20 protein-coding genes are annotated in these 23,540 nt (G+C 52.2%); 8 read left to right on the plus strand and 12 right to left on the minus strand.

What is annotated here, in order from left to right; all coding sequences use genetic code 11:
• Positions 1-130 precede the first annotated feature (130 nt).
• Complete coding sequence (locus tag ACSFXJ_RS22055; protein WP_435922482.1) at positions 131-763, plus strand: LysE family transporter; 633 nt, start codon at positions 131-133, stop codon at positions 761-763.
• 1 nt (position 764) lies between these two features.
• Here ACSFXJ_RS22055 and ACSFXJ_RS22060 read toward each other — a convergent pair whose 3' ends face one another.
• Both ACSFXJ_RS22060 and ACSFXJ_RS22065 read right to left on the minus strand, forming a co-directional pair.
• A complete protein-coding gene (locus ACSFXJ_RS22060; RefSeq protein ID WP_435922483.1) occupies positions 765-2,156 on the minus strand; it encodes an amino acid permease in 1,392 nt (463 codons plus the stop codon).
• Between the two features lie 187 nt (positions 2,157-2,343).
• A complete protein-coding gene (locus tag ACSFXJ_RS22065) occupies positions 2,344-4,581 on the minus strand; it encodes an MMPL family transporter (protein ID WP_435922484.1) in 2,238 nt (745 codons plus the stop codon).
• A 128-nt stretch (positions 4,582-4,709) separates the two neighbouring features.
• On the opposite strand from ACSFXJ_RS22065, the gene ACSFXJ_RS22070 reads away from it, so the two are divergent.
• Entirely contained in the window at positions 4,710-5,330 is a 621-nt protein-coding gene (locus ACSFXJ_RS22070) for a TetR/AcrR family transcriptional regulator (RefSeq protein WP_435922485.1), read from the plus strand.
• 27 nt (positions 5,331-5,357) lie between these two features.
• Complete coding sequence (locus tag ACSFXJ_RS22075) at positions 5,358-5,660, plus strand: hypothetical protein (RefSeq protein WP_435922486.1); 303 nt, start codon at positions 5,358-5,360, stop codon at positions 5,658-5,660.
• Between the two features lie 306 nt (positions 5,661-5,966).
• Here the strand turns inward: ACSFXJ_RS22075 and ACSFXJ_RS22080 are convergent, their stop codons facing one another.
• The gene (locus tag ACSFXJ_RS22080) at positions 5,967-7,412 is read right to left on the minus strand and encodes a SulP family inorganic anion transporter (RefSeq protein ID WP_435922487.1); all 1,446 of its coding nucleotides are present in this window, start codon (positions 7,410-7,412) and stop codon (positions 5,967-5,969) included.
• Between the two features lie 154 nt (positions 7,413-7,566).
• The gene (locus ACSFXJ_RS22085) at positions 7,567-9,825 is read right to left on the minus strand and encodes a PAS domain S-box protein (RefSeq protein WP_435922488.1); all 2,259 of its coding nucleotides are present in this window, start codon (positions 9,823-9,825) and stop codon (positions 7,567-7,569) included.
• Between the two features lie 214 nt (positions 9,826-10,039).
• On the opposite strand from ACSFXJ_RS22085, the gene ACSFXJ_RS22090 reads away from it, so the two are divergent.
• On the plus strand, positions 10,040-11,308 hold the full coding sequence (locus ACSFXJ_RS22090) for an MFS transporter (protein ID WP_435922489.1): 1,269 nt from the start codon (positions 10,040-10,042) through the stop codon (positions 11,306-11,308).
• Between the two features lie 72 nt (positions 11,309-11,380).
• Here the strand turns inward: ACSFXJ_RS22090 and ACSFXJ_RS22095 are convergent, their stop codons facing one another.
• Entirely contained in the window at positions 11,381-12,313 is a 933-nt protein-coding gene (locus tag ACSFXJ_RS22095; RefSeq protein ID WP_435922490.1) for a manganese-dependent inorganic pyrophosphatase, read from the minus strand.
• A gap of 211 nt (positions 12,314-12,524) precedes the next feature.
• Here ACSFXJ_RS22095 and ACSFXJ_RS22100 point away from each other — a divergent pair, with 211 nt between their 5' ends.
• Together ACSFXJ_RS22100 and ACSFXJ_RS22105 are read left to right on the plus strand one after the other, a co-directional pair.
• Positions 12,525-13,211, plus strand: coding sequence for a response regulator transcription factor (locus ACSFXJ_RS22100; RefSeq protein ID WP_435922491.1), 687 nt, complete (start codon positions 12,525-12,527; stop codon positions 13,209-13,211).
• Entirely contained in the window at positions 13,208-14,731 is a 1,524-nt protein-coding gene (locus tag ACSFXJ_RS22105) for a sensor histidine kinase (RefSeq protein WP_435922492.1), read from the plus strand. Before ACSFXJ_RS22100 ends, ACSFXJ_RS22105 begins: the two co-directional genes overlap by 4 nt.
• Before the next feature lie 304 nt (positions 14,732-15,035).
• Here the strand turns inward: ACSFXJ_RS22105 and hflX are convergent, their stop codons facing one another.
• A complete protein-coding gene (gene hflX, locus ACSFXJ_RS22110; RefSeq protein ID WP_435922493.1) occupies positions 15,036-16,304 on the minus strand; it encodes a GTPase HflX in 1,269 nt (422 codons plus the stop codon).
• A 394-nt stretch (positions 16,305-16,698) separates the two neighbouring features.
• Positions 16,699-17,556, minus strand: a complete 858-nt coding sequence (locus ACSFXJ_RS22115; RefSeq protein ID WP_435922494.1) for an MBL fold metallo-hydrolase — start codon at positions 17,554-17,556, stop codon at positions 16,699-16,701.
• Positions 17,557-17,829: 273 nt separating this feature from the next.
• Between ACSFXJ_RS22115 and ACSFXJ_RS22120 the strand changes: the two genes are divergently transcribed.
• On the plus strand, positions 17,830-18,276 hold the full coding sequence (locus ACSFXJ_RS22120; RefSeq protein ID WP_435922495.1) for a DUF2500 domain-containing protein: 447 nt from the start codon (positions 17,830-17,832) through the stop codon (positions 18,274-18,276).
• A 350-nt stretch (positions 18,277-18,626) separates the two neighbouring features.
• On the opposite strand, the gene ACSFXJ_RS22125 is transcribed toward ACSFXJ_RS22120, so the two are convergent.
• On the minus strand, positions 18,627-19,532 hold the full coding sequence (locus ACSFXJ_RS22125; protein ID WP_435922496.1) for an SDR family oxidoreductase: 906 nt from the start codon (positions 19,530-19,532) through the stop codon (positions 18,627-18,629).
• Between the two features lie 129 nt (positions 19,533-19,661).
• On the opposite strand from ACSFXJ_RS22125, the gene ACSFXJ_RS22130 reads away from it, so the two are divergent.
• A complete protein-coding gene (locus ACSFXJ_RS22130) occupies positions 19,662-20,630 on the plus strand; it encodes a helix-turn-helix transcriptional regulator (RefSeq protein WP_435922497.1) in 969 nt (322 codons plus the stop codon).
• A gap of 19 nt (positions 20,631-20,649) precedes the next feature.
• Here the strand turns inward: ACSFXJ_RS22130 and ACSFXJ_RS22135 are convergent, their stop codons facing one another.
• The 4 genes from ACSFXJ_RS22135 to ACSFXJ_RS22150 all read right to left on the minus strand — a co-directional run bounded on the left by ACSFXJ_RS22135 (position 20,650) and on the right by ACSFXJ_RS22150 (position 23,532).
• Complete coding sequence (locus ACSFXJ_RS22135) at positions 20,650-21,276, minus strand: TVP38/TMEM64 family protein (RefSeq protein WP_435922498.1); 627 nt, start codon at positions 21,274-21,276, stop codon at positions 20,650-20,652.
• Between the two features lie 217 nt (positions 21,277-21,493).
• Positions 21,494-21,736: a hypothetical protein gene (locus ACSFXJ_RS22140; RefSeq protein WP_435922499.1), complete on the minus strand. Its 243-nt coding sequence runs from the start codon at positions 21,734-21,736 to the stop codon at positions 21,494-21,496.
• Entirely contained in the window at positions 21,726-22,163 is a 438-nt protein-coding gene (locus ACSFXJ_RS22145; protein ID WP_435922500.1) for a hypothetical protein, read from the minus strand. Before ACSFXJ_RS22145 ends, ACSFXJ_RS22140 begins: the two co-directional genes overlap by 11 nt.
• Positions 22,156-23,532, minus strand: coding sequence for a hypothetical protein (locus ACSFXJ_RS22150; RefSeq protein WP_435922501.1), 1,377 nt, complete (start codon positions 23,530-23,532; stop codon positions 22,156-22,158). The genes ACSFXJ_RS22145 and ACSFXJ_RS22150 overlap by 8 nt, the downstream gene beginning before the upstream one ends.
• Positions 23,533-23,540: the final 8 nt, after the last annotated feature.

Genomic DNA, 23,540 nt, shown 5'->3' on the forward strand with positions numbered 1-23,540 from the left:
CTAATGGTATTAGTTTATCAAGCCCTATTTTTAGTCGTACAAGCGGACCCTTCTGAATAAGATGTACAAGGCATGAGTTAAACAAGCTATGTTCGCTTAATACGTTATTAGAATCATGGGAGGAATGCCTATGAACAGTTTACTCGGTTACGTCTTTCTGGGATTATCCCTGTCCGCGCCGATCGGTCCCGTGAATGCGGCTCAGCTGGACAAAGGGATCCGCGGCGGATTTTTGCCCGCTTGGCTGGTCGGTCTTGGCGCGATTGCGGCAGATATGGTCTATATGCTGCTCGTTTATTTCGGCGTCATTCATTTTTTGAATACGCCGTTTATGAAATCCTTCCTTTGGCTGTTCGGATTCTTCATCCTGATGTATACCGGAATCGACAGCCTGAAACAGGCCCGCAAACTGAGTCTGGGGGACATGCGGGGCGGCGAGCCGTTGATCAAGTCGTTCGCTTCCGGTTTCATGATGTCCATCTCCAACCCGCTGTCCATCCTGTTCTGGCTTGGTATTTACGGGTCGGTACTCGCACAGAGCGCAGCCGAATCGGGAACAAGGGAGCTCGTCATGAACAGCTGCGCCATCATTGCGGGGGTTTTGGTCTGGGATGTGACCATGGCCGGATTTGCGAGCATATTTAGAAAAATACTTACGGACCGAATCCTTAAAACCATTTCCGTTCTTTCCGGACTGTCTCTGATCGGATTTGCGCTTTACTTCGGATATGAGGCGCTCAAGCTTCTCCTTGAACGTCTTTAATCTAATCCAACCTAGGAAAACGGATCAGCACGGCTTTGCGCCGCTTCGCCTTGACTCCGGATTTCCCCTTTTTCCATACCGCGAATTGCATGATCAGCGTCACGACCCCGATCACTCCGATGAAAATCAAGCTTCCCCAAAACCCGGGACGGCTTGTCCCGTGCGTCAGCGTGCCGGAGACCGCAAGCAAAAGGAGCGCCATCCCGGCATACCGCTTCACTTGCCCAAAAACGGTAAGCTTCAGAAGCTTGCCCGAAGTCACCAGAATAAACAGCCAGTTGTACAGAATCAACAGCCCTGCGGCTGTGGTGATATATTCGTAAACTTTACCCGGCATCGCCAGCGATAAAATGACCGATGCGGCCATGCCGGTCGCCGTTAAACCGATCGCGTACACCGGGCGCTTGTTGAGCGCCCTTTTGGCAAACAGCGGCGGGGCGTCGCGATCTTCGGCCAACGTGACCAGCATGGTCGTGACGGCATAAAGCGAAGCGACCATGGTCGAAAAGCCGGCGATAATCAACACCGCGGTAAACACATGGGGGATGAACGCCATGTTTACGCCGTCAAGGGCGATAATGAACGGGCTTTTTTTCGGCACGACCGCATCCCAGGTCACCAGCGTCACAACGAGCCCAAGAGACAACAAATACATAAACGCCAGCGTCAGGAGCATGATTTTTCCGGCTTTAGGAGCTTCCTTCGGATCGGTCAACCGCAAAGCCATCATCCCCATGACCTCAATCCCGCCAAAGGCATAGAACGCAAAAATAAGTCCTGACCATAGGCCCATCCACCCTTTGGGAAAAAATTGTCCAAGCGTTCGGGGGAACGCCGCTTTTTCACCGCCGGGAAGCCATCCGAACAGGGCGGCTCCCGCAAGAACGAGGAACATGACAAGGGCGGCGATTTTGATGACGGACAGAACATTCTCGACGGAATCGAACCCTTTGTTTCCGATAAAAATGACAAAAAGGCCCAGTAAGGCGTACCCTGCGGCAAACAGCCACATCGGCACCCCCGGAAACCAAAACCTCGAAAACAGGGACAGCGCGGTAAGTTGGCTTCCCATAATCAGCAATTCAGCCGACCAGTACACCCAGCCATTGCTGAACCCGGCCCAGCGTCCGAACGCCTTCTTCGCATAGGAACGAAACGACCCTTTTACCGGACGCTGGGCGGTCATTTTGGCCAAGGCTTCAAACACGGTATAAGTGCCGAGAGCCGCGAGAACAAAGGCAATGAGAATTGCCGGTCCGGCCATTCCGATCCCGATTCCGGAACCCAAAAAATAACCGGTCCCCACCGTCGAAGCCACGCCGAGAAGCGAAAGCTGCCACCACTTCAAGTTGCCTTTCTCCTGTGCTTGCCCTTCCTTTTGGCTTCCGTCCATCGTTCCTTCCCCCATTCTTTGTGCATGTAGTGATAAGTACGATTGCATTGAGGTAACGCACCCGGATGATAAACTGCGCACTTTTCTTATCGTAACCTTTACCGTTCGTAATATTCGTTGTCGTTATCTCCGGCCTAATTAAAAGAGCCTCCCCCGCCGAATCAGCGGCGTATGAAGGCCCTTTTTACTAGTTCACAGATTCCGTTCTCTCCGCTTTGGAATTATTGCTTCCGGTCATTTTCCCCGGCCAAAATGCCCATTTCCCCAACAGCACCGTAATTGACGGAACGAGGAACGGTCTTACCACGAACGTATCCAGCAGAACCCCGATCGCCGTAATAATCCCGAACTGCACCAGCACTTGGATCGGCAGGGTCGCCAGTACGGCGAACGTTCCCGCGAGGATCAGGCCGGCTGAAGTGATGACGCCACCGGTCTCGGCGACGCCTTCGCGGATGGCCGCTTTCAGCGGCATCGTTTTCCGTTTTTTCCAAATGCTCGATATCAGGAAAATATTATAGTCTTCGCCGAGCGCAACCAGGAATACGAACGCATAAAGCGGGATTAAGCCTTGAATGGCGGTATCCCCCATAATGTCATGCACGACGACCCAACCGAGGCCCAGCGCCGAAAAATATGACAGCACGACCGTCAAAATCAAGTAAATCGTCGCTACGACGGAACGCAGGTACACGAGCAGCAGGATGGCGATCAAGCCGATCACGACCGGAATGACGACTTCCGCGTCCCGGTTGTTCGTCATTTCCGTATCATACTGGGTCGCCGGCTGCCCGCTGATCCACACTTTTGCGTCCGCTCCGCCGACTCCGGCGTCGGTCAGTACTTTTTCCGCCGCGTCCCTTAGATCGGGGACATGATTCACCGCTTCGATAGCATAGGGATTCATCGCGAATTCCGCATCCACGGCGACGATATCCGGATTGTTTTGGCCGTTGACGGGATCCGTTACTTTACCGATATACGGAAGCGCCTCGATCGCCTGCTTCAGCCCAGCATCCTTTCCTTCCGTATCGATCATAATTTTGACCGGGGCCAATTCACCCGGCGTAAATTTATCCGCGATAACCGTGAAACCTTCCCGGGATGGAGCATCTTCGGGGAATGAAGACAGCAAATCCACGGTATATTGGATCCGGAAGGCATTTAAAGCCGCGGCGACGAGAAGCACCAGCGTCACAATGACGACGAGCCAAGGCCGCTTCGTTACGACATTGCCGATCCGCTCCCCGAATTGAATGCCGCGTTTCGTTTTGGCGGCCCGCTTTGTTCCCTTCGTACGGCTGCGCTCCGCTTCCATTTCCGGCGTCCGGGGAATAAAGGGATAAAAGGAAGTACGCCCCATAATGGCCAACAGCGCAGGAACCAAAGTGAGACTGGCGAGCGCCATGATCAAAATCGACAAGCTGAACGGAACCGCAAAACGGTTCACGGATCCATACTCGGCGAGCAACAGAACGAGCAGCGCGATGACGACCGTAAAACCGCTCATGGCGATCGCTCCCGAAGAATCCTTAAATGCCGAGGTCAGCGCCTTGGCTTTATTGCTTTCAACGGTAAGCAGCTGCCGGAACCGGGAGATGAGGAACAGGCAATAGTCCGTTCCCGCGCCGAACAACAGGACCGTCATAATCGAGATGGCCTGCGAATCTACCGTGATCCAGCCTAGTTCCGCCATTTTGCCGAGAATGGGACTGGCCGCCCCGAAGGCAAACCCTACCGCGATCAAAGGGATCAAGGCGAGAATCGGGGAGCGGTAGATCAGCAAGAGAAGCACCAGTACCAGCAGCACGGTGGCGATCATCAGCGATACGTCCGCATCCGAGAACAGTCCGACCGCGTCGATGGATATCCCCGCCGGCCCGGAAACCCGTGCCGCAAGATCCCCGCTTTCCAGTTCCGCCGCGAACGGATCGGAACCGAGCTGCGTTTCCGCCTGTTTGCGGATCGCTTCGGTCCCTTCTTTCAACGTATCGGAATCCGACGTTTTCTCGAAAAAGAACGGAAGCACGAACGTCGTGCCGTCTTCGGAAGCTTGCTGCTTCAGTGCCTGTACAGGCATCTTGTCAAACGGAGGCAGCGTTTTCTGGCCTTCGGCTGGATGCTGCGTGAAATAGGCGGTCAGTTCCTGAATCGCGCCGAAATCTCCGTCCGTCAATCCTCCTTCCCGAGACCAGACGATCAGTGCAGGCAGCCCGCTGTCCGCCGGAAATTCGGCTTCGGCCAGTTTTCCGGCCACCACCGACGGCTTGCCGTCATCGAGATTGGCCGCATTGTTCTTTTCCATTTGATTGACTCCCGGCCAAATCGCGCTAAGGGCACCGACAACGATAATCCAAACCGCGAGGGTCACCCATTTGCTGCGTTTGCCTGAAACCAGGCTGCTTATTCGCTTAAAGATCTCCATACCCTCTCCTTTTCCTCCTATCGAATGTCCGTGATTTTTTTCATAATAATTATATATACCGGAAGGTTAATTATCAACATATCTCGTATGGTATAATATTTGGTTAGTAAAGTCGTTTGAGGTGATTCATGATGAAGCTGCCGAACAAGCGCCCCTTGGGGCGGCCCGTACAACAACAAGACAGCCAGCCGACCGCGCAGCATATATTGCAGTCGGCCTCCCGCCTGTTTATGGAAAAGGGCTTCAATCCCGTATCTATGAACCTGGTCGCCGAGCAATGCGGAGTAACCAAGGCAACGGTCTATTATTACTATTCATCCAAAACCGAGCTATTCGTCGCGGCCATGGTCGAAACGCTGGCCCAGGTCAACCGGCGAATCCGGGGGATGCTGGATGAAGCCGGACCTTTTCAAGAGCGGTTAACCCGCATTACGGAAAACTATTTGAAAATCCCCCAGGTCCATGTGAACGGGATGTTCGAACAGGTCAAGGATCACTTGAGCAAGGAACAGATGGAGCTGCTCATCCGGCATGAAAACAGCCTGTACGAGACACTTCGGGACGGGTTCCATGCGGCTGCGGCGAACGGCGAAATCAGCTGCGAGGACCCGATGCTCGTCACGCATTTATACGTGTCCATGCTGCGGGTCGGCGAACGGCAGTATGACCAATCCAACATGCTCTTTGCAGATAATCGGGAAGCGGCCGAGGCCATTGTCACTTTGCTGTGGAGGGGCATTCACGTATAGCTTCTGGCTTTGAAAGGAAGGTTGACCATGGCTTTCGGAATCAATAAAAGCGAGCTAAACGCATGGAAAGAAGCGGTATCCCGCGGGGAAATCGCATATTTGACCCATTACTGGCTGGATCCCCGGTTTCCGGGCATCAAGACCGTCACCAAAGTCGGTTGCAATGATATACAGCTTCTGGAAGCCTGGTGCGAATCCCACGGATTAGATCCGAAGTATATCCACCATCGTCCGCCGTTCCCGCATTTTGATCTTTTAGGTCCCAAACAGCGCGAAATTTTGGAGCAGGAACAGCTTTGGGAGCAGCTGGAGCGGTTTAAGATGCGTTGAAAGTCAATTAGTCTTGCAAAGTATAAGTATAAAGCCCTTTTTGGGCCTTATTTAGCCTGTTTGATCTTACAGAAGCTGTTTAGCGACTAATTTAGTCCTTATTCCCGGCTAACCGGTTTGAATGCGCCTCTTTTTCGTGTTGCGGACGAAAATAAGGCCAAATATGGTTCTTATTTTCTCGAAAGCTTGCCGTAAGAGTGAAATAAGAACCAAAATGGTCGTTATTTTTGTTGAGGCTGGTTCATAAAACAAATAACCCTCCTAAGACGCCTGCCAAAGGCGCTAAGAAGGGTTTTTCTATGTGAATCAGGACAGTCCGATACGTTCGACGAGATTCGTGCTTTCCTCGTTCAGCCCGGCGATGGTCACCTCTTTGTCCAACTGCCTGTATTTCGTCTTCAATTTGGAGATCGCATGAACCGCGGAGTGATCCCAGACATGCGAGCCGGAAAAATCGACCACGATGCGATCCGGATCCCCCGCAGGGTCAAATTCATTCAAAAAGTGCGTGACGGTGGCGAAAAACATTTGTCCCGTTACCCGGTACGTCTTGACCCCTTCCGCGTTCACGGAAGTATGGGTGCGGATCACCGCCATTCTCCAGGCAAATACCAGCGCGCTAATCAGCACGCCGATGCCGACGCCGATCGAAAGATTTTCCGTAACGACGACGGTAATGACCGTGACTATCATGACGAAGGCGTCGGTCTTCGGAATTTTGTGCAAGGAGCTCAATGAGCTCCATTCAAACGTGCTGATCGAGACCATGAACATGACGCCGACCAGCGCCGCCATCGGGATCTGCTTGACCACTCCGCTCAAAATGATGATCAGGAACAGGAGCCCCACCCCGGAAACCAAGGTCGAAAGACGGGTTCTCCCGCCGGATTTCATATTGACCATCGATTGGCCGATCATGGCGCAACCCGCCATGCCGCCGAAAAACCCGGTAACCGCGTTCGCAAGTCCCTGACCCTTCATCTCCCGGTTTTTGTTGCTCGGAGTTCCGGTGATATCATCGATCAGCGTAGCCGTCATCAAGGATTCCAGCAAGCCTACCACGGCCAGCGACAAAGATACCGGAAAAATCGTTTTCAGCATGTCCCACGAAATCGCGACATCCGGTAAATGAAAGGCCGGCAAAGCACTGCTGAGTTCGCCCATATCTCCGACCGTCTTCACGTCCAAACCGAGCGTAATCGTCAGAACGGAAACGACAATAATAGCGACCAATGCGGACGGAACGGCTTTGGTGATCCGCGGAAACAAATAAATGATCGCGAGCGTAAGCGCCACGAGCGCGTACATCAGCCAGCCTTGTCCCGAGAAATGCGTCAGTTGGGCCATAAAAATCAAAATAGCCAGCGCGTTCACGAATCCCGTCATGACGGAATGCGGCAGGAAGCTGATCCATTTCCCCAGCTTGAGCAGGCCCATAACGATTTGCAGCACGCCCGCCAAAATGGTGGCCGCAAACAGATACTCGATGCCGTGGTCCCTTACGAGACCGCCCATCAGCAAAGCCATCGCGCCTGTAGCCGCGGAGATCATCCCCGGACGTCCGCCGGCAAAGGAAATAACAACGGCGATGCAAAACGAGGCATAGAGCCCGACCATCGGGCTGACTCCCGCCAAAATCGAAAACGCGATCGCTTCCGGGACCAGGGCAACCGCCACCGTGAGCCCCGACAGGACGTCGTTCTTCGTGTTCGAGAACCAGGCCGTACGAATATTTGGTTTTAACAATTGCATACTCCCTCCTGTAAATCAAAAAATAGGTCCGGTGCAACGCCAACGTCTCAGATTATATGAAAAAGGACCGTGAACCCTCAAAAAGGTCCTCGGTCCATGAAAGCGTTTATTATAGGTCAATACTCCGGAATGCTATTCAATTCTCCGCTATTCGTTAAAATTGAAAGTATTTATTGATAACTTCCGCGACGACGGAGTTTTTGATCGGTTTGCTGATGTAATCGTCCATTCCCTCTCTGAGGCAGTTTTCCCTGTCTCCTTTTAGCGCGTTGGCCGTAACGGCGACAATCACCGGGCATTTGTCCGGAGGAACGGTGTTTTTAATGATGCGGGTTGCTTCGAATCCGTTCATTTCCGGCATATGAACATCCATGAAAATCATATCGAACGCTTCATAAGCGATCGCCTGAAGTACCTCAAGGCCGTTGCTGACGACGCGGGTGGTGTGGCCCATCTTTTCCAGCATTTTTTGAATGACGATCTGGTTGATGTCATTGTCCTCGGCAATCAAAATGTTCAGTTTCCGTCCCGAGGCTTGTTCTTCCAAGATTGCGGAAACCATGTCATCGGACTTCTGAATTTCCAGGAAGGGCAATTCAAACACAAACTTCGCTCCCGGTTCATCCTGCGGTTCTACCCAAATTCGTCCGCCCATCAAACCGACCAACCTTTTGGTTATGGCCAATCCGAGACCTGTTCCTTCATAGTTGCGGGTCATAAAGTGATCCAACTGGGAGAACGGCTCGAACAATAGCGGCATCTTCTCCTTCGGAATCCCGATACCGGTATCGCGGACCGTAAATCTCAGAGTTAGCGGATTCCGGGTATCGCCGACGCGTTCCACGTGTACCGTGACGCTGCCGGAGTATGTAAATTTCACGGCATTGCCGACCAGATTGAGCAGAACTTGCTTGATCCGCTCCTGATCCCCGAACAGTTTGTGCGGAACATCGTCGCCGACCAATACAGACATAACGAGACCTTTTTCACTCGCCCTGACCTTGACGATATCCAGCGTCTCTTCAACCGTTTTCCGCACATCGAACAGCTCTTCGTGCAGTTCCGTTTTACCGGATTCGATTTTGGCGAAATCCAGAATATCGTTGATAATCGCGAGCAGCGTGTCCCCGCTTTTGCGGATGATCTCGAGATACTCCTTCTGCGTTTCGGTCAATTCGGTCGTCTCGATCATCAAATCGGCCATCCCGATCACGCCGTTCATGGGAGTACGGATTTCATGGCTCATCATGGCAAGGAACTCGCTTTTCGCTTTATTGGTGCTCTCCGCCGTTTCCTTGGCGATGAGCAGCTTTTTCTGCTCGGAGATATCCTTGGCGATAATATAAAAACCGACGTTCTCGTTATTGATAATAATAGGGGCGATCGATGTCAATACCTCGACCTCCCCGCCGCTCTTGGTTTTGATTTTATCGATCGCTTTCTCGACGGAGGTGTCCGAGATCGCTTCCGACAATATGCTTTGAAGCTGACTCTCCTCGATGAGCATGGAGAGCCGGCGCCCCGTCATCTCCGGTATTTTGTACCCCGTCAATTTTTCGGCCATCGTGTTTGCGTTGATGATTCTCCCGTCCAAACCGAGTGAAATGACGGCGTCATGATTGTATTTTTTTAGCGAGTTGTATCTTTCGACCGTTTCCTGCAGCTTCCGTTCCACTTGCTTCCGGTCGGTAATGTTCTGCACAGTGCCGCTGATATTCTTGGGTTGTCCATGATCATCATAGGTGACGAGTCCGCGCAAATGAAAATATTGAAACTCCCTGTTTTCCAGTTCATGCCGGAATTCAAAATCAAGATGGCCGGTGTGCAACGCCTTCTCGATCGCCTCGACCAGCGGCTTCCGCTCCGACGGGTGTACCAAGTTAAGAATTTCCGACGAAGACACCGGTTCCTTTATTTTTTCTATTCCGATTAAATGATACAACTGATCAAACAGCGCGACCTGGTCCTCGGCCACGTTCCATTCCCAGCTTCCGATCCGGGCGATACGCATCGTTTCTTCCAGGATAAAAGCTTCGTATTTTTGTTTGGTTACCTCCCGCCCTACGGCGAGAATTTTGGCGTTCTCGTATCCTGTTCCTTCGGTCACGAGATGCAGCCTAAATTGAAACCATAAATAATGACCATCCTTATGGCGAAGCCGATATTCGGCCTCCGTTTTGCGATTTCGTATTAAATCCCGACGGACGGACAAATTCCGGTCATCGGGGTGACACCATTCCGCGTACCTGATTCCAATCAATTCTTCCGGGGTATAACCGAGCCATCCTTTTACCGAATTTGAACAATACAAGCCAAACCCTTCGAGATCACAGCAGTACAACAATTCGTCCATGTTCGAGAAAATAAAATTGCTCCAATCTTCCGACTGCCGATTTTCTTGTTCGCTCTTCATACCATGCCTCCGTCTAATGATTGTAAAATGTATAATCCGGAAGGAAGTGAATGAAACAGGTTATGGTTACCATTACCTTAATATCAAACAATCATATAATTGTCAAAATTAATTTAAATTAAATTTTCCCTATTCAAGCCCGGAGCTATCCATTATTGTTATATTGGGATATTTTCTTTATAGAGAGAAAACCATACGAGAGGTGATATAAAATATGTCTATTCAAGCCCATGCTTCACCCGCGAACATGAGTCTGTTTCGCAACCGTTTTTACCAGACGATCCTGATTTCCAACATCTTTTTGCAGATCGGGATCTGGGTCCGCAACTTCGCGATTCTGATGTTTGTCACGGATAAAACGAGCAATGATCCGCTCGCCATTTCCCTGATATCCGTAGTCGAATTTGCGCCGATTTTTGTCTTTTCGTTTATCGGGGGCGCGTTCGCCGACCGCTGGAAGCCGAAGCGAACGATGATCTGGTGCGACTTTTTGTCCGCCGTTTCCGTGTTTGCCGTCCTCGTGACCCTGATGTTCGAGTCCTGGGAGGCCGTTTATTTCGCGACCTTCATTTCGGCCATTCTGTCGCAGTTTTCGCAGCCTTCGGTCATGAAGCTGTTCAAGCAGCACGTGCATCCGGATAAGCTGCAGCAAGGCATGGCCCTGTTCCAGTCCCTGGTGGCGATTTTCATGGTGCTCGGTCCGTCGCTCGGTATTTTTGCCTACCACCAATTCGGCATCTATATTTCCATCGGCGTGATGGGCGTTGCCTTCTTGCTGTCCGCACTCGTTCTGTTCCGATTGCCGGCGGATGAAGAGACGGAAAAACAGCCCGCAGAACGCACCACAAAAATCAAGCAGGAGTTGGCGGACGGTTTCCGTTACGTTTGGCGCAGCCCGATTTTGAGGGTGCTCGGCGCAACGTTTGCGATCGCCGGTTTTGCGGTAGGTACGATCCAGACGCTCGGTTTGTTTGTCGTGACGGAAAATCTGGGCCAGTCAAAGGAGTTTCTCCAATTCCTTCTGATGGTGAACGGCGTGGCGATGCTGATCGGGGGAGGCGTCATCATGACACTTTCCAAAAAGATCCCTCCGCAAATGCTGCTTGCTTTCGGAATGGGGGTAAGCGCCATATGTATCGCCGGTATGGGATTCTCCACAAGCATACCGCTGACGTTGTGTTTGCAATTCCTGAATGGCCTCACGTTCCCGTGCATTCAGATCGGCATTAACACGCTCATCCTGCAATCGACGGAGCAATCCTTTGTCGGACGGGTTAACGGCGTACTGAGCCCGATGTTCATGGGGATGATGGTCATCATGATGTCTCTGTCCGGCGTGCTCAAGAAGCTATTCCCGCTGGTGGGGATTTACACCTTCTCCGGAATCGCGATGCTGATCGGAGCACTCATTCTCGTCCCGATCTTCAAGCACAAACCGGCTCCTACCCCTACCCCGGAAATGGCGGAAGCGGGCGGCTCGTAACGGATAGAACGCAAAAAGTCCTGAAGCAACCGATCGGATCGGTATGCTTCAGGACTTTTTTTCGAATCATGATTAACGATTGTTAAAAATGTCGGTAAGTACGGGAACGATTTGCGATTTCCGGGAGACAACGCCTTTCAGCACGGCCTTGTTGTTTTCCAGCTTGACGTTGTAGGCGGCTTCCACCGCATCGGCGGCTTTGCCGAGCGCAACGCCGACGGAGTCGTTGTTCAAAATATCGGTGACGACGAACAGGAACAAGTCCAGTCCCTTGCGGTCGATAATTCCGTTCAAAGCGGCTTCCAGTTCGGATTGGCGGTTCAACACATCATTCACGTCAACCGCATTCACCTGGGCGATTTCCACTTTCGCGCTGCCCATGGAGAACTCCTTGGCATCAAGGGAAATCAGCTGCTCGATCGTTTTGTCGCTGAGGTCGGCGCCGGCTTTAAGCATGTCCAGGCCATATTCCTCCGCATTTACGCCGGCAATGTCCGCGAGTTCGCGTGCGGCTGCGACGTCCTGGTCCGTGCAGGTCGGAGATTTAAACAAAAGGGAGTCCGAAATGATCGCGGACAACATCAGACCGGCAATGTTCGCAGGAACGGCGATGCCGTTTTCCTTGTACATTTTGTTGAGAATGGTCGCGGTGCAGCCGACAGGCTCGGCACGGTAGTAAAGCGGGCCGCTCGTTTCGAAGTTGGCGATCCGGTGGTGGTCGATAACTTCGGCCACGCGAACCTGCTCGATGTCCGACACGCTTTGTTGACGTTCATTATGGTCGACCAAAATGACATCCTTCACTTCTCCCGCAGCAGCTTCGATCACGCGCGGCGCTTGGAAGCCGAAGCGTTCGAGCGCAAACTTCGTTTCGCCGTTCGGCTCGCCGAGAGCGACGGCCTCAACGTTCCAGCCCAGCTTCGATTTCAGGTCGGCATAGGCGATTGCGGAGCAAATCGTATCCGTGTCCGGATTTTTGTGTCCGAAAATCAATACTTTTTCCATTCGTTTACTCTCCTTTTCGTCATTTCGCTTCCAAAAGTATATCTCAGAACCGGATTCACAATCAAGGGTTAAGCATGATAGGATCAGAGAAAACGGGGATTCCGGCCCAAGATTTCAGGCCTCCCTCAGTAGACGTTCAGCCAGCATTCAGCCTGACGGTGCATAATGGATGCATTAATTTCAATTGGAATCTTGTTTGGAGACACCCTTCATGAAAAACATAAAAGGCGTCAAAATTTTACTGGTCGACGATGAACCGCATATTATTCAGTTTCTGGAGCTCGGTTTGATGAATGAAGGATTCGAGACGCGCACCGCTACGGACGGCATGACCGCCGTAAACCTAGCGCTCGATTTCCAGCCGCAAGTCGTCATTCTGGACGTGATGATGCCCGGGATGGACGGCTGGGAGGTATGCCGACTGCTGAAAAAAAACCTCAGCAATGTGGCGATTATTATGCTGACGGCCAAAGACGAAGTGGAGGATCGGGTCAAGGGGCTGACGACCGGAGCGGATGATTACGTGGTCAAGCCGTTCAGCTTTGAAGAACTGCTTGCTCGAATCGGTGCGCGCCTCCGTAACCAGTTCCCCGCTTTGTTCGGCGAAGTGTCTTACGGACCGTTCAAGCTGGACGACCGCCGGAAGGAATTTCAATACCAGAACGAGGTGCTGGAATTGTCTCCGACCGAATATGAGCTTCTGAAATATCTCGTCATCAATCACGGCATTGTGCTTAGCAAGGCCACGATTCTCGACCAGGTATGGGGCTACGACTTCGGCGGCGAGGAAAATATTGTCGAGGTGTACATCCGGTCTTTGCGCGAAAAGTTGAATGACAAGGAGCACCGACTCATCCGCACACTTCGGGGCGCGGGCTACCGGGTGGATTTGCCATGAAGCCGCCGAAATGGACCTTCAGGACCGGCGGAAGACTGCGCAGATTTGCATTTCCGCGTTCGCTGCGTACGCAGCTTTTGTCCCGATCCCTGTTCATCCTTGCTTTGCTGCTGCTGCTGATCGGCGGCGTGCAATTTTTTGTGATGGAAAACTTTTTGTATAGCAACCAGGCGGAATCGTTGTTATCCCAAGTCCGCAGCCTGCCGAAAAGCCTGATGGCCGGAGAGGATGGCGCTTTTCCCGGTTCCGACGGGCCGGCCGGCAACATTTCCTTACCTCAGGCTCCGGGCGTCGGAGAACGCAGGCCTTTCTTCTTTCTGCCCGACACTTCTCTCGCGGTGATCAGTCAGGAGCAAGGATTCAATAACCTGTCGGTGGAATCCGGACTCCCTTCTCCAAGGCTCACGGATCAACAATATGAGGATATCCGGAAACATTGGAGGCGGGAAAACGCCCGTGCCTATAAAATCGCAAGCGATGAAAACGGAACCGAGCAGCTGTTGGTTTTCATGATCGGCGACGGCCCCCAAGGGCGGGACCGAATGATTCAGATGGGGGTTTCCACCGCGCCGCTGCAGGCAGTCGCCTTAAGGCAGCTCCTGATTTTCATCGTTTTATCCCTGTTGGCCTTAGGGGGCGGGCTCATGTTTTATTTGCCTGTGCTTCGCAAAACCTTGAACCCGCTGAACCAGATGGTTCGAACGGTGGAGGAGCTCGATGCCGGCAATCTGGACCGGCGCGTTCCTTCCTCCGTCGGGCAATCGGAAATCGACCGGCTGGCGGTATCGTTCAACGGGATGCTGGAGCGGCTGCAAACCTCTTTCGAAACGGAGCGCGAAGCCAAGGAACGGATGCGCAGGTTCATTGCCGACGCTTCTCACGAGCTTCGTACCCCGCTGACTTCGATTCACGGCTTTCTGGAAGTGCTGCTTCGCGGAGCCGCGGATAAGCCCGAACAGCTGGACGCCGCTTTGAACAGCATGCTCGGCGAAGCCAAACGGATGAAGAAGCTGGTCGAGGACCTGCTTATGCTGGCCAAGCTGGACCGCACGCCGGTAGCAAGCCGGAGCGAAACGGGTCTGGATACGCTGGTGGAGGAAATGGAGCCCCATTTGCGGATGCTGGCCGGCGATCGTACCGTCACGTTCCGGATCACGCCGGAAATCAAAGCGATGGTGGATTCCGACAAAATCAAGCAGGTCATGCTGAACCTGTTCCACAACGCGGTACAGCACACGGATCCGGTATCGGGAGAGATTACGGTCGCCCTGTTATCCCCGGAGCCGAAAGTCGCTCTGCTGAGCGTTCGGGATAACGGCCCGGGAATTTCGCAGGAGCATCTGCCGCATGTGTTTGAACGCTTCTATCGCAGCGACGCCTCGCGTACGCGCAAACAGGGAGGCGCCGGCCTCGGGCTTGCCATCTCCCAGTCGATCGTCGAAGCCCACCGGGGACGGATCGAGGTCCGGAGTACGCCGGGAGCGGGCGCGACCTTTGAAGTGAGGCTGCCGGCTTTGTAAGAGCGCGCGTTGTAATTACGCGGGCTGGCTGCCAACATCTTAAACTTTTCATCTAACGGTTGCCACAACGGTTAAAACGCTAAAATTGCCTCTTCCACCTTTTTAACGGTTGCAGTTAACGCTATTTGCCCAATAGGAACATATATTATGTAGTTTTTGAGAAATAACCGCGTCTGTAACCGTTAAAATCCATACTATTGAAATTGGTCACGAATAACCACTGTGGCAACCGTTAACCAAATGAAAGGGGCCCCTTCATCAACTTTGGGGCCCCTTTCGGGTTTATTATTTATTTTCCCTTGCCTCAGTTCGCTTCCAACGCATACTGCTTATACTTGCCGTAATCGCTCAGCTTGCACTCCATGGACAGCTTCGTGCCTTCGGGCTCGTAGCTGGTTTCGAAAATGTGGGCCCGCTCATTGAAATAAGAGACTACCGCCCCTTGATCATAAGGAATCAGCATTTCGCACCGGATATAGTCCTTGAACACCCGCTCGCGGATCAGCTTCACCAGTTCCTGGATGCCGATTCTCGGCTTGGCCGCAAGGTACACCTTGTCGCCCTGGATTTCCGGGATCGAACGGTCCGCCAGATCGGATTTGTTGTAAGCGTAAATCACCGGAATATCCGTAATTCCGATCTCCTTCAACGTCTGGTTCGTAATCTCGATCAGCCGCTCATATTCCGGGTTGGAGAAATCGACCACATGGATAAGCAGGTCGGCCTCCGCCACTTCCTCGAGCGTTGAACGGAAAGCTTTGATCAGATGGTGCGGCAGCTTGCTGACAAAACCGACCGTATCCGTCAGCAGAAACGTTTTGTTATCCTCGAGCGGTATGCTGCGGACCGAGGTTTCCAGCGTTGCGAACAGCATATCCTTTTCGAACACCTGCTTCTCCTGCTCCGGATTGAACAGGTCCATCATGGCGTTCATAATCGTCGACTTTCCGGCGTTGGTATAACCCACGAGCGAGACGACCGGCACATCGTTCTTCTTCCGCTGCTTGCGCTGGGTCTGCCGGTGAGCCACCAGTGTCTCGAGCTCTTTGCTCAGCGCGTTGATTTTCTCCTCGATCCGCCGGCGGTCGAGCTCCAGTCTCGTTTCGCCCGCGCCGCGGTTTTTGGTGCCGACCCCGCCGCTCTGCCGGCCGAGCGATTCACGAAGACCCACAAGTCGCGGCAACATGTACTTCAGTTGGGCGACCTCCACCTGGAGCTGCGCTTCCCGCGTTTTCGCCCGTTGATCGAAAATGTCCAGAATCAGCACCGTCCGGTCAATGACCTTGCAAGCCAGATCGCTTTCCAGATTGCGGATTTGCGAAGGCGACAGCTCATCGTTGAAAATCACGAGATTTCCATCGTTCGCTTCAAGCAGGGCCGTCACCTCCTGCAATTTACCGGTGCCGATATAATGCGACGTGTTTACTTTGACAAGGTTTTGCGTCAGCGTCGCCACGACCTCGATATCGCAGGCTTCCGCCAGATTCGCAAGCTCTTCCATCGAATATTCGAAATCGTCCTGATGGTTTAGATTGACGCCGACCAGAACCGCCTTTTGCTGCAATTGTTCCATAAACAAATTCCCCCTCGGAAAAAAATAAAAAGACACAGGCTGCCCTGTGTCGGTTCAAACGAAGAGATTGCAAAGCATCGCCAGGGTACGGCAAACAAACGTCCCCCTTTTAGCGGTGTCCGCAAACGTCGGATATTCTATTCAAAAGACACGAGTTCCCTTTTCATAGCATACCTATCCCGTTTGCCCTGCACAGGTGCAGAGCCTTTGAGCACTATTCAATTAGCCGCGCAAAGTGGAAAAACGGAATTTGATATTAATCACAGGGAACCCTCCGTTCATAAAAGATTATCTATACTTTACCATATATTTATTCGCAAAACAATTTGAATACGACATGTTATTTCACGACAGCATGCTTTGAACTCAAAGCTTGTGCAAGCACGGCCGTATCCTACGCTCTCACGAATGCCTTCCCGGAGACGTATACGAACCGCTCTCCCCGCGCCATCACATGGCATTTCTGTTCGGGGTAATGCTCGTAAAGATAGTCCACGAAATAACCCGGCTTTTCCGAATTACCCGGAAACATATCATAATGCAGCGGAATCACGGTTTCCGCGCCGATTCTGACGGCCAATTCGGCGGCTTCCCGATAATTCATATTACCGACGATGCCCTGCTCTCCACGGAAAAAATCCCGACCGTTGATAGGCAGCATGGCCACATCGGGCCCGATTTTCTCAAGCCGTTCCGCGAGCCCCGGATAAATTACCGTATCCCCGGCGTGAAAAAGCGTCACGCCATTCAGCTTGAGTACATAACCCACGCTGCGGTAGTATCCGTTCTTGTCTTGATCCAATTGTTCATGGGCGGCAGGGATGACCGTAATTTGCAGCTTCGAGAACAATTCGGTTTCGCGGCTGTCATCGGCCACCAAAATTTCCGCTTCCCTCACGCCCATCCGGATCAAAGGTTCTTTGCAGCAGGCCGGCGCCATAATGGGTGCGGATTCGTTTTGCCGATGAAAAGACGGCAGAGTTCCGACATCCATATGGTCTTCATGCTCATGCGTAATCAGGCAAAGGTCGGCCCCGCATATATCCTCAGGAGCAACCGGCGCAGGGTAGCAGCGTACCAGCCCTTTATCATCCAAAACATCCGATAAATACGGATCGATATAGACCGTTATGCCGTCCCCTTTAACAATGACGCTCTCTTGTCCAAGGAACCAAAGGGCCAACGTCCCGTAAGGGACTTCGGTTTGGTTCACTTCGCGAATAAGTTTGGCCCCTTTTCTCCATTGATTCATGGCCCGTTCCCTCCTCCTCAAGCCTGAAATTTTGTTTCTAAGTAATCCTTCCACTTCCCTTCCCGCATCTCCTTCTTTGATTCCTACTAATTACTATTAAATACAGCAACTCCCGTTCGAAACGGAAAACGCTTCGTTGGTCATCGCAAGATCAATGGAATGCGGAATATTCCGGAAAATGAAACAAATATGCCCTCTGTTGCGTAAAAAGTAAAAGATCGGCATCGAAAATAGGCCTCGCATCCGAAAGAGGCATCAAAAGGAGGGGTTCAAGTGGATTTCGGATTTAGTCCTTCCCCGTTCGGCGGCGGTGACGGAGGATTTAGCTTTATTTTTAGCATCTTTCCCGTTATCTTCGTGATCATCCTTGTCATTGTGGTCATCGGTTTTATCAGCAGCGGGGCCAGATATGTCAAAAATGCGAGTTCACCGAGGGATTCCCATTTCGTGAAGATCGTATCCAAGCGAATGGATGTCAGGCACCATTCCTCGCATAACAACATGAACGATTCGATCCATAATTCATCATCTTCATCGCACACCTACTATTACATCACGCTGGAATTTGAAAACGGACGCCGTCAGGAATATTTGGACGTAAAAAACCTGTACGGCCTGGTTGCCGAAGGGGATGTCGGATATGCGGCGGTGCAAGGAGATTGGATCGTCGCCTTTGAACGGAGAATGGAGCAAAGCGGGCAGGAACGCTCGCGCTTTTAAGAAAAAGCGGGGATCCCGGTAACTTTCGGGGTTCAACGGCTAGGCTAATCTCGGCTAACCGATTTACCGCCCCACGCCGCTAACGAAACTGGATCATCTTATTACGTCAATTTGAGTTATTTTTACGAAATAACGAAACTGAGTAACGCTATTTCCTCCATTTAAGCCCTCTGAGGCTCAAATGGAGGAAATAGCGTTCTATCGTTTCGTTACATTTTGAAACCTCCCTGTTTGGCCACAATTAGGTGCGTCTGTTTCGTTAGCGGAGGGTGAGCTCATATGAACGAGGGAGCTCCTAAGTCAAACAATGACTAAGGGGACTCGCTCGTTTCCTATTGATTAAAGCTTGTTCAGTTCACAGGCAGCCCTTTGCTCCTTGCATAGTTGCCCCAATGCGGACGTCGGCCGTCCACATCGCTGAAGCCATACTCGTCGGACAAGTCCCAGCTTGTGAAGGCCCGGCCCGCCTTATCCCGCACGTTCGGATCCGCGGCCAAACAGGCGACCGCCTGCCCGACGAAATAAGGCGTTTCCGACTCGATATAATGCGGCTCCTTTGCCACCGCATCCCGCCAGTTCTCCTCGCCGACGCCGAAATAGTCCAGCATTTGCTCGGACCGCAGGAACCCGGGGGTTACCGTCAACCCCGTTATGCCATGAGGCTTCAACTCCTCCGCTAGGGCCGCACCCAGGTGGACCGACGAAACTTTAGCCAAGCTGTAGTACAAATTGCCGCGGTAATTGTACGTGGAACCGTCGGTAATTTCCACGATCAGTCCCTCTCCCCGCTTCACCATCAAAGGCGCCCCGTAATAACTCGTGATCAGATGGGTCTTTACCGCACGCTCCTGCATGAGCAGACCGTCGGACAAAGGCTGCTCCCAAAACGGCGTGCCCCAATGCGTCAAGTTCTCTCCGCCCCAAATATCATTGACCAGGATGTCGAGCTGCCCTTGCTGCTCCTTCTCGACACGAGCGAACAAGGCCTGAACCTCTTCCTCCCGCGTATGGTCCGTGCGTACCGGGATTCCGATGCCTCCGCTGGCGGTGACCATCTCCGCGGTCTCGTCGATCGTTTCGGAGCGGTTCAGATCCGAAGCGCTTCCCCGGACGCTGCGCCCCGTACAATAAACGGTCGCTCCTGCCGCCCCCAGCATAACGGCGATTCCCCGCCCGGCTCCGCGCGTCGCGCCCGCCACGACGACGACTTTTCCTTTTAAAGGTTTTTCCGGAAAAAGTTCATTGAAATCCTTCACTCTCAATTCCTCCTCATCGCGCTCTTATTTACATTCCCAGTTTACCAATGATATATGACATCTATTGTCTTATATAAGTGATACAATGAGAACCAAGAAAAAGTAAATTTGCGAAAAGGAGAGATCGCGATGAGGGCGGATCGGCTGTTATCCATCCTGTTGCACCTGCAAAGCGGCGGAAAACAAAGCTCCCGGACGCTGGCCGAGAAGCTGGAGGTATCCGAACGGACGATCGTGAGAGATATGGAAGCCTTGAGTGCGGCGGGGATTCCGGTTTACGCGGAACGGGGACCGCAAGGCGGCTGGACGTTGGCTGAGAACTACCGGACCAATCTAACCGGGATGCGGAAGGAAGAACTGCTCGCCCTGCTGATGACGAGCCACAGCTCCCTGCTGGGTGATCTGGGCCTCGGCGGGGAGGCTTTGGAGTCCGCCCTCCAGAAGCTGATGACCTCCTCCCCCGCCCCTTATAGGAAAGACGCGGAAACGATCCGGGAGCGGCTTCATATCGACGGGGCCGGCTGGCATGCTTCGGACGAAAGCTTTCCTTGGCTACCCCTTGTTCAGGAAGCCGTATGGGCAGGCCGCAAGCTTGAATTCGTCTATCAAAAAGCGGAAGGGCAAGGAGAGGAAACGGAGGCGCGCCGCCGTATCGTTCACCCGCTAGGCCTTGTCGCCAAGCGGAATGTCTGGTATCTTGTCGCCGAAGATCGCGGAGAGCTCCGCACATTCCGGATTTCCCGGATTACGGAAGCTTCGCTGCTGGAGGAAGTGTTTCAGCGCCCGCCGGGCTTTTCCTTGAGCGGGTATTGGGAACGGTCCACCGCGGATTTCAAAGCGGGGCTGCCGCAGTACCCGGCACAGGTTCGCGTCGCAGAACAGCGGCTCTCCCGGCTGAAGCGGGAGCGCTATGCGAAAGTGCTCCGCACCGAGCCGGACGGGCCCGGCTGGGTCCGGGCGGAGGTGGAATTTCACACGCCGGAATCGGCCTGTGAAATCATCCTCGCCTGCGGCCGGGAAGCCGAAGCGCTGGGCCCGCCGGAGCTGAGGGAGCTGGTGCGCCGGGAAGCTGCCGCCATCGCCGCGCTTTACCGGTAAACGGGAAAACGCGCCGCGCTTATTCGGCAGGCTCGGGTGCGGTCGGCGCGGCCGCCGTGAAGTAAGCCTGCAGCTTCCGGTTCAGCCAGAGCGAAGCTGCGATAAACAACGCTACGCCCAACAATTTGAGGGGCTGTTCCGCAAAGTCGGACAGATGCGTGCCGATATAGGACACGCAGAACACCATGACCGCCTTGCCGAGAGTCACCGCCGCCGTAAACGAGGCGGCCGGCATCCGGGTCAGCCCGGCGGCCATATTGACGACGACGAACGGGCCGACGGGAAGCATGCTGAGCAGAAACACGAAGCTGAAGCCGTTCCTGCGGGCCCAGACCATCGCTTTCTGTACTTTCGGCTTGGCCGCCCAGCGCCGGACAAAGGGAGCATCCGTCGCCTTACGAACGATGAAAAACGTCAGCAAGCACCCGGATACAAGGCCGATCCAGGAATACAAAAATCCCAGCCACATCCCGTAAATCGCGGCATTGGCGCCGACGATCACGATCGTGGGAAGCGGCGGGACAAAGGATTTCATAAACGTGAGCAGGATTCCGGGCAACGGGCCCAAAGATCTGAAACGGTCGAGAAACTGCTCGATATTTTGTTCCGTAAAATAATCCATAATGCTTAGCTCAGCGCCGAACATGGGTTCACCTCATAAGTCCAAGTCTACTATTAATACTATAACAGACCAGGGCCTTATATATGGCGAAAAAATGACGATTCCTTGATCCAGCACGATAATCTCGTCGGCGGGCCGTAAGAGGAATTGGCTGAAGGAGCTAAAGCAGTAATCCTAGCGGCAAAATACAAAAAACCGGAGCCACGAAGCTCCGGTTAAAATGATGGCGGCGACCGCCGTATTATCTGATGATTCCTTTTTTCAGCGCTTGATCCAGCTTGGCCTCGAGCAGTTCCTGGCGTTCGAGTAAATCGAAAATCATTTCGTACAGCATTTCATTGGTTACCCCTGCTTGTTTAAGGAGCTCAAGGCGTTGTTCTTTTCTGCTTGCGTGCCGCGCTTGAAGCTCCTCCGATTTGACTCGGAGCGGGTCAGCCGGGATATGGAGATGCACCGTTTTCGGGAGCGGCTTCTTACTTGCCATCCGTTACCACCACCTTTAGCTCTGCGTTCCGGTCGAGTCCTAAAGTTCTGAGCCTGAATATACCCGGTTCATCACTGCTGATCGTCAAAGAGGCCCGCCCTTTGGAAAGGCTGATGGATTGCTGGATTCCGTTCATTTCCAGTTGGACTTCTTCGTGGAAATCCTCTTGAGGTTTCCCTTGCCAATCCAAAATGGTTAACTCGATCAATAACATATCGGAACCATTGGCCGAAATGCCGGCTTTATCCGCTTTGAAGTCGGCAATCGTACCAATAAAGGCCCCGTCTTCGTAGCGCATTCCAAGCAATAAGGGTGTGTTATACTGATCCTCTTCAATGGGGATTAAAAACGGGGACTCCACCTTCTCGGAAATGTCGCTTAACCCAACAACTCTTCCATTTTCGATTTGCGCATAAAAATTAGACATATTCGACGACCTCCCAGACGAACATGCTGAGTTCTGAAGAGCTTCCAATCGTGATTTCTATCTCGCTATTGCTAACGAATCGCCCTTTAAGTGAACCATCGTAAATGTATCCGTTATAATTTGGATCTCTCGGAGTGACTCTTAAAACAGCCTTGTCAATTTGTACTGGTGAAATCCAAAGACGTCTATTCTTTATATCGAATGCATTACTATCAGGAGGAATATGCGTTACCCCGCGCTGTACATTTTTGATAGCCCCTTGGATGTTTAACTCTGTTATCTTGTTATTTGATGTCTTATCATTTGACTGGCTCAAATTTAGAGCAGACCTTTTCTCTACGGTAGCCTTTATGATCGGATTAAAATAAAGTTTGGTACTGGAGCGAGTCATCAGAATCCATCGGTCCGGATATTCATAGGGTTTAATCGGGTCCATGAAATCCGCACTCTTCCCTACAGACGGATATATTCCTCCGTTTTGATTAGAAGAAAAATACTTGAAATCAATATAAAGATAATCACCATTAGCTAACGGATACTTCTTCGTTGCATCACCATATATACATATAGAAGCGTTCGTAACCGGGTTCACGATAAACCAATGTCCCGTTAATGTGACGGAATCTCCATAATCATAAAGAGGATAGTCCGTAATTCCGATAAATCCTTGCAGTCGTGCCGCTAATCCCCAGGGTCTACGGTCTTCTAATGGGTCATCTTCGTTTCCGATGAAATCCTGACTATAAACCGCTAACTCGGAAACTCTTAACTTGTAACTTTGCCACGTGGGTTGATTTACGGTAATACGAACATAGCTGTATTGATCGATGTCGGTAACAGGAATATATGGACTTTCATATGGGCCAAAGTCCCCCTCGGATACGACTTTCCAGCTATCGTCTGGGCCTCTGCCTATTTCAACTTTTAAATGAATGGGGTATGGTCCATCTGCCAAATAAAAGGATATCGCCTCAATGGTAAAAATACCCTTCAATTCAATCGTTAATGAAGCCGGGTAACTATCGATTTCTGAAAGAAGCCAGCAGTTCTTCTCGTCCCCTGCAAGCTGAGATTTCTGATAATAAGTCGCTGTCGGCATCCCCATAACGATTCCGCTGGTTACCTTAACAGGTTTGTACTTAGCAATATTCTCGCTTAATCTCCCTTTTCTTAAGTGGTTCCGCTCTATGGCTCCAATTTCTATTCCATCCTTGCCGATCTGCGGAGCATCCCCGTCTCTTCCCGAATGACGGTGACCGGTGCTGTCGCGAAACAACTTATCGATCGCTTCGATGTTTTCGTTTTGCGCGATTCTCCTAACCGTATCCGAGGGCTCAAACATTTTTAGCCCGGTTGGCAATTTATCCATCGTGTTCT

It is taken from the genome of Paenibacillus salivarius (genome assembly GCF_051307165.1).
Classification (GTDB): Bacteria; Bacillota; Bacilli; order Paenibacillales; family Paenibacillaceae; genus Fontibacillus.

What these genes read in the sequence shown, in the direction of transcription:
- ACSFXJ_RS22055 (WP_435922482.1), top strand. Translation starts at nt 131, where the DNA reads ATGAACAGTTTACTCGGTTACGTCTTTCTGGGATTATCCCTGTCCGCG.
- ACSFXJ_RS22060 (WP_435922483.1), bottom strand. Translation starts at nt 2,156, where the DNA reads ATGGACGGAAGCCAAAAGGAAGGGCAAGCACAGGAGAAAGGCAACTTG.
- ACSFXJ_RS22065 (WP_435922484.1), bottom strand. Translation starts at nt 4,581, where the DNA reads ATGGAGATCTTTAAGCGAATAAGCAGCCTGGTTTCAGGCAAACGCAGC.
- ACSFXJ_RS22070 (WP_435922485.1), top strand. Translation starts at nt 4,710, where the DNA reads ATGATGAAGCTGCCGAACAAGCGCCCCTTGGGGCGGCCCGTACAACAA.
- ACSFXJ_RS22075 (WP_435922486.1), top strand. Translation starts at nt 5,358, where the DNA reads ATGGCTTTCGGAATCAATAAAAGCGAGCTAAACGCATGGAAAGAAGCG.
- ACSFXJ_RS22080 (WP_435922487.1), bottom strand. Translation starts at nt 7,412, where the DNA reads ATGCAATTGTTAAAACCAAATATTCGTACGGCCTGGTTCTCGAACACG.
- ACSFXJ_RS22085 (WP_435922488.1), bottom strand. Translation starts at nt 9,825, where the DNA reads ATGAAGAGCGAACAAGAAAATCGGCAGTCGGAAGATTGGAGCAATTTT.
- ACSFXJ_RS22090 (WP_435922489.1), top strand. Translation starts at nt 10,040, where the DNA reads ATGTCTATTCAAGCCCATGCTTCACCCGCGAACATGAGTCTGTTTCGC.
- ACSFXJ_RS22095 (WP_435922490.1), bottom strand. Translation starts at nt 12,313, where the DNA reads ATGGAAAAAGTATTGATTTTCGGACACAAAAATCCGGACACGGATACG.
- ACSFXJ_RS22100 (WP_435922491.1), top strand. Translation starts at nt 12,525, where the DNA reads ATGAAAAACATAAAAGGCGTCAAAATTTTACTGGTCGACGATGAACCG.
- ACSFXJ_RS22105 (WP_435922492.1), top strand. Translation starts at nt 13,208, where the DNA reads ATGAAGCCGCCGAAATGGACCTTCAGGACCGGCGGAAGACTGCGCAGA.
- hflX (WP_435922493.1), bottom strand. Translation starts at nt 16,304, where the DNA reads ATGGAACAATTGCAGCAAAAGGCGGTTCTGGTCGGCGTCAATCTAAAC.
- ACSFXJ_RS22115 (WP_435922494.1), bottom strand. Translation starts at nt 17,556, where the DNA reads ATGAATCAATGGAGAAAAGGGGCCAAACTTATTCGCGAAGTGAACCAA.
- ACSFXJ_RS22130 (WP_435922497.1), top strand. Translation starts at nt 19,662, where the DNA reads ATGAGGGCGGATCGGCTGTTATCCATCCTGTTGCACCTGCAAAGCGGC.
- ACSFXJ_RS22135 (WP_435922498.1), bottom strand. Translation starts at nt 21,276, where the DNA reads ATGTTCGGCGCTGAGCTAAGCATTATGGATTATTTTACGGAACAAAAT.
- ACSFXJ_RS22140 (WP_435922499.1), bottom strand. Translation starts at nt 21,736, where the DNA reads ATGGCAAGTAAGAAGCCGCTCCCGAAAACGGTGCATCTCCATATCCCG.
- ACSFXJ_RS22145 (WP_435922500.1), bottom strand. Translation starts at nt 22,163, where the DNA reads ATGTCTAATTTTTATGCGCAAATCGAAAATGGAAGAGTTGTTGGGTTA.
- ACSFXJ_RS22150 (WP_435922501.1), bottom strand. Translation starts at nt 23,532, where the DNA reads ATGGATAAATTGCCAACCGGGCTAAAAATGTTTGAGCCCTCGGATACG.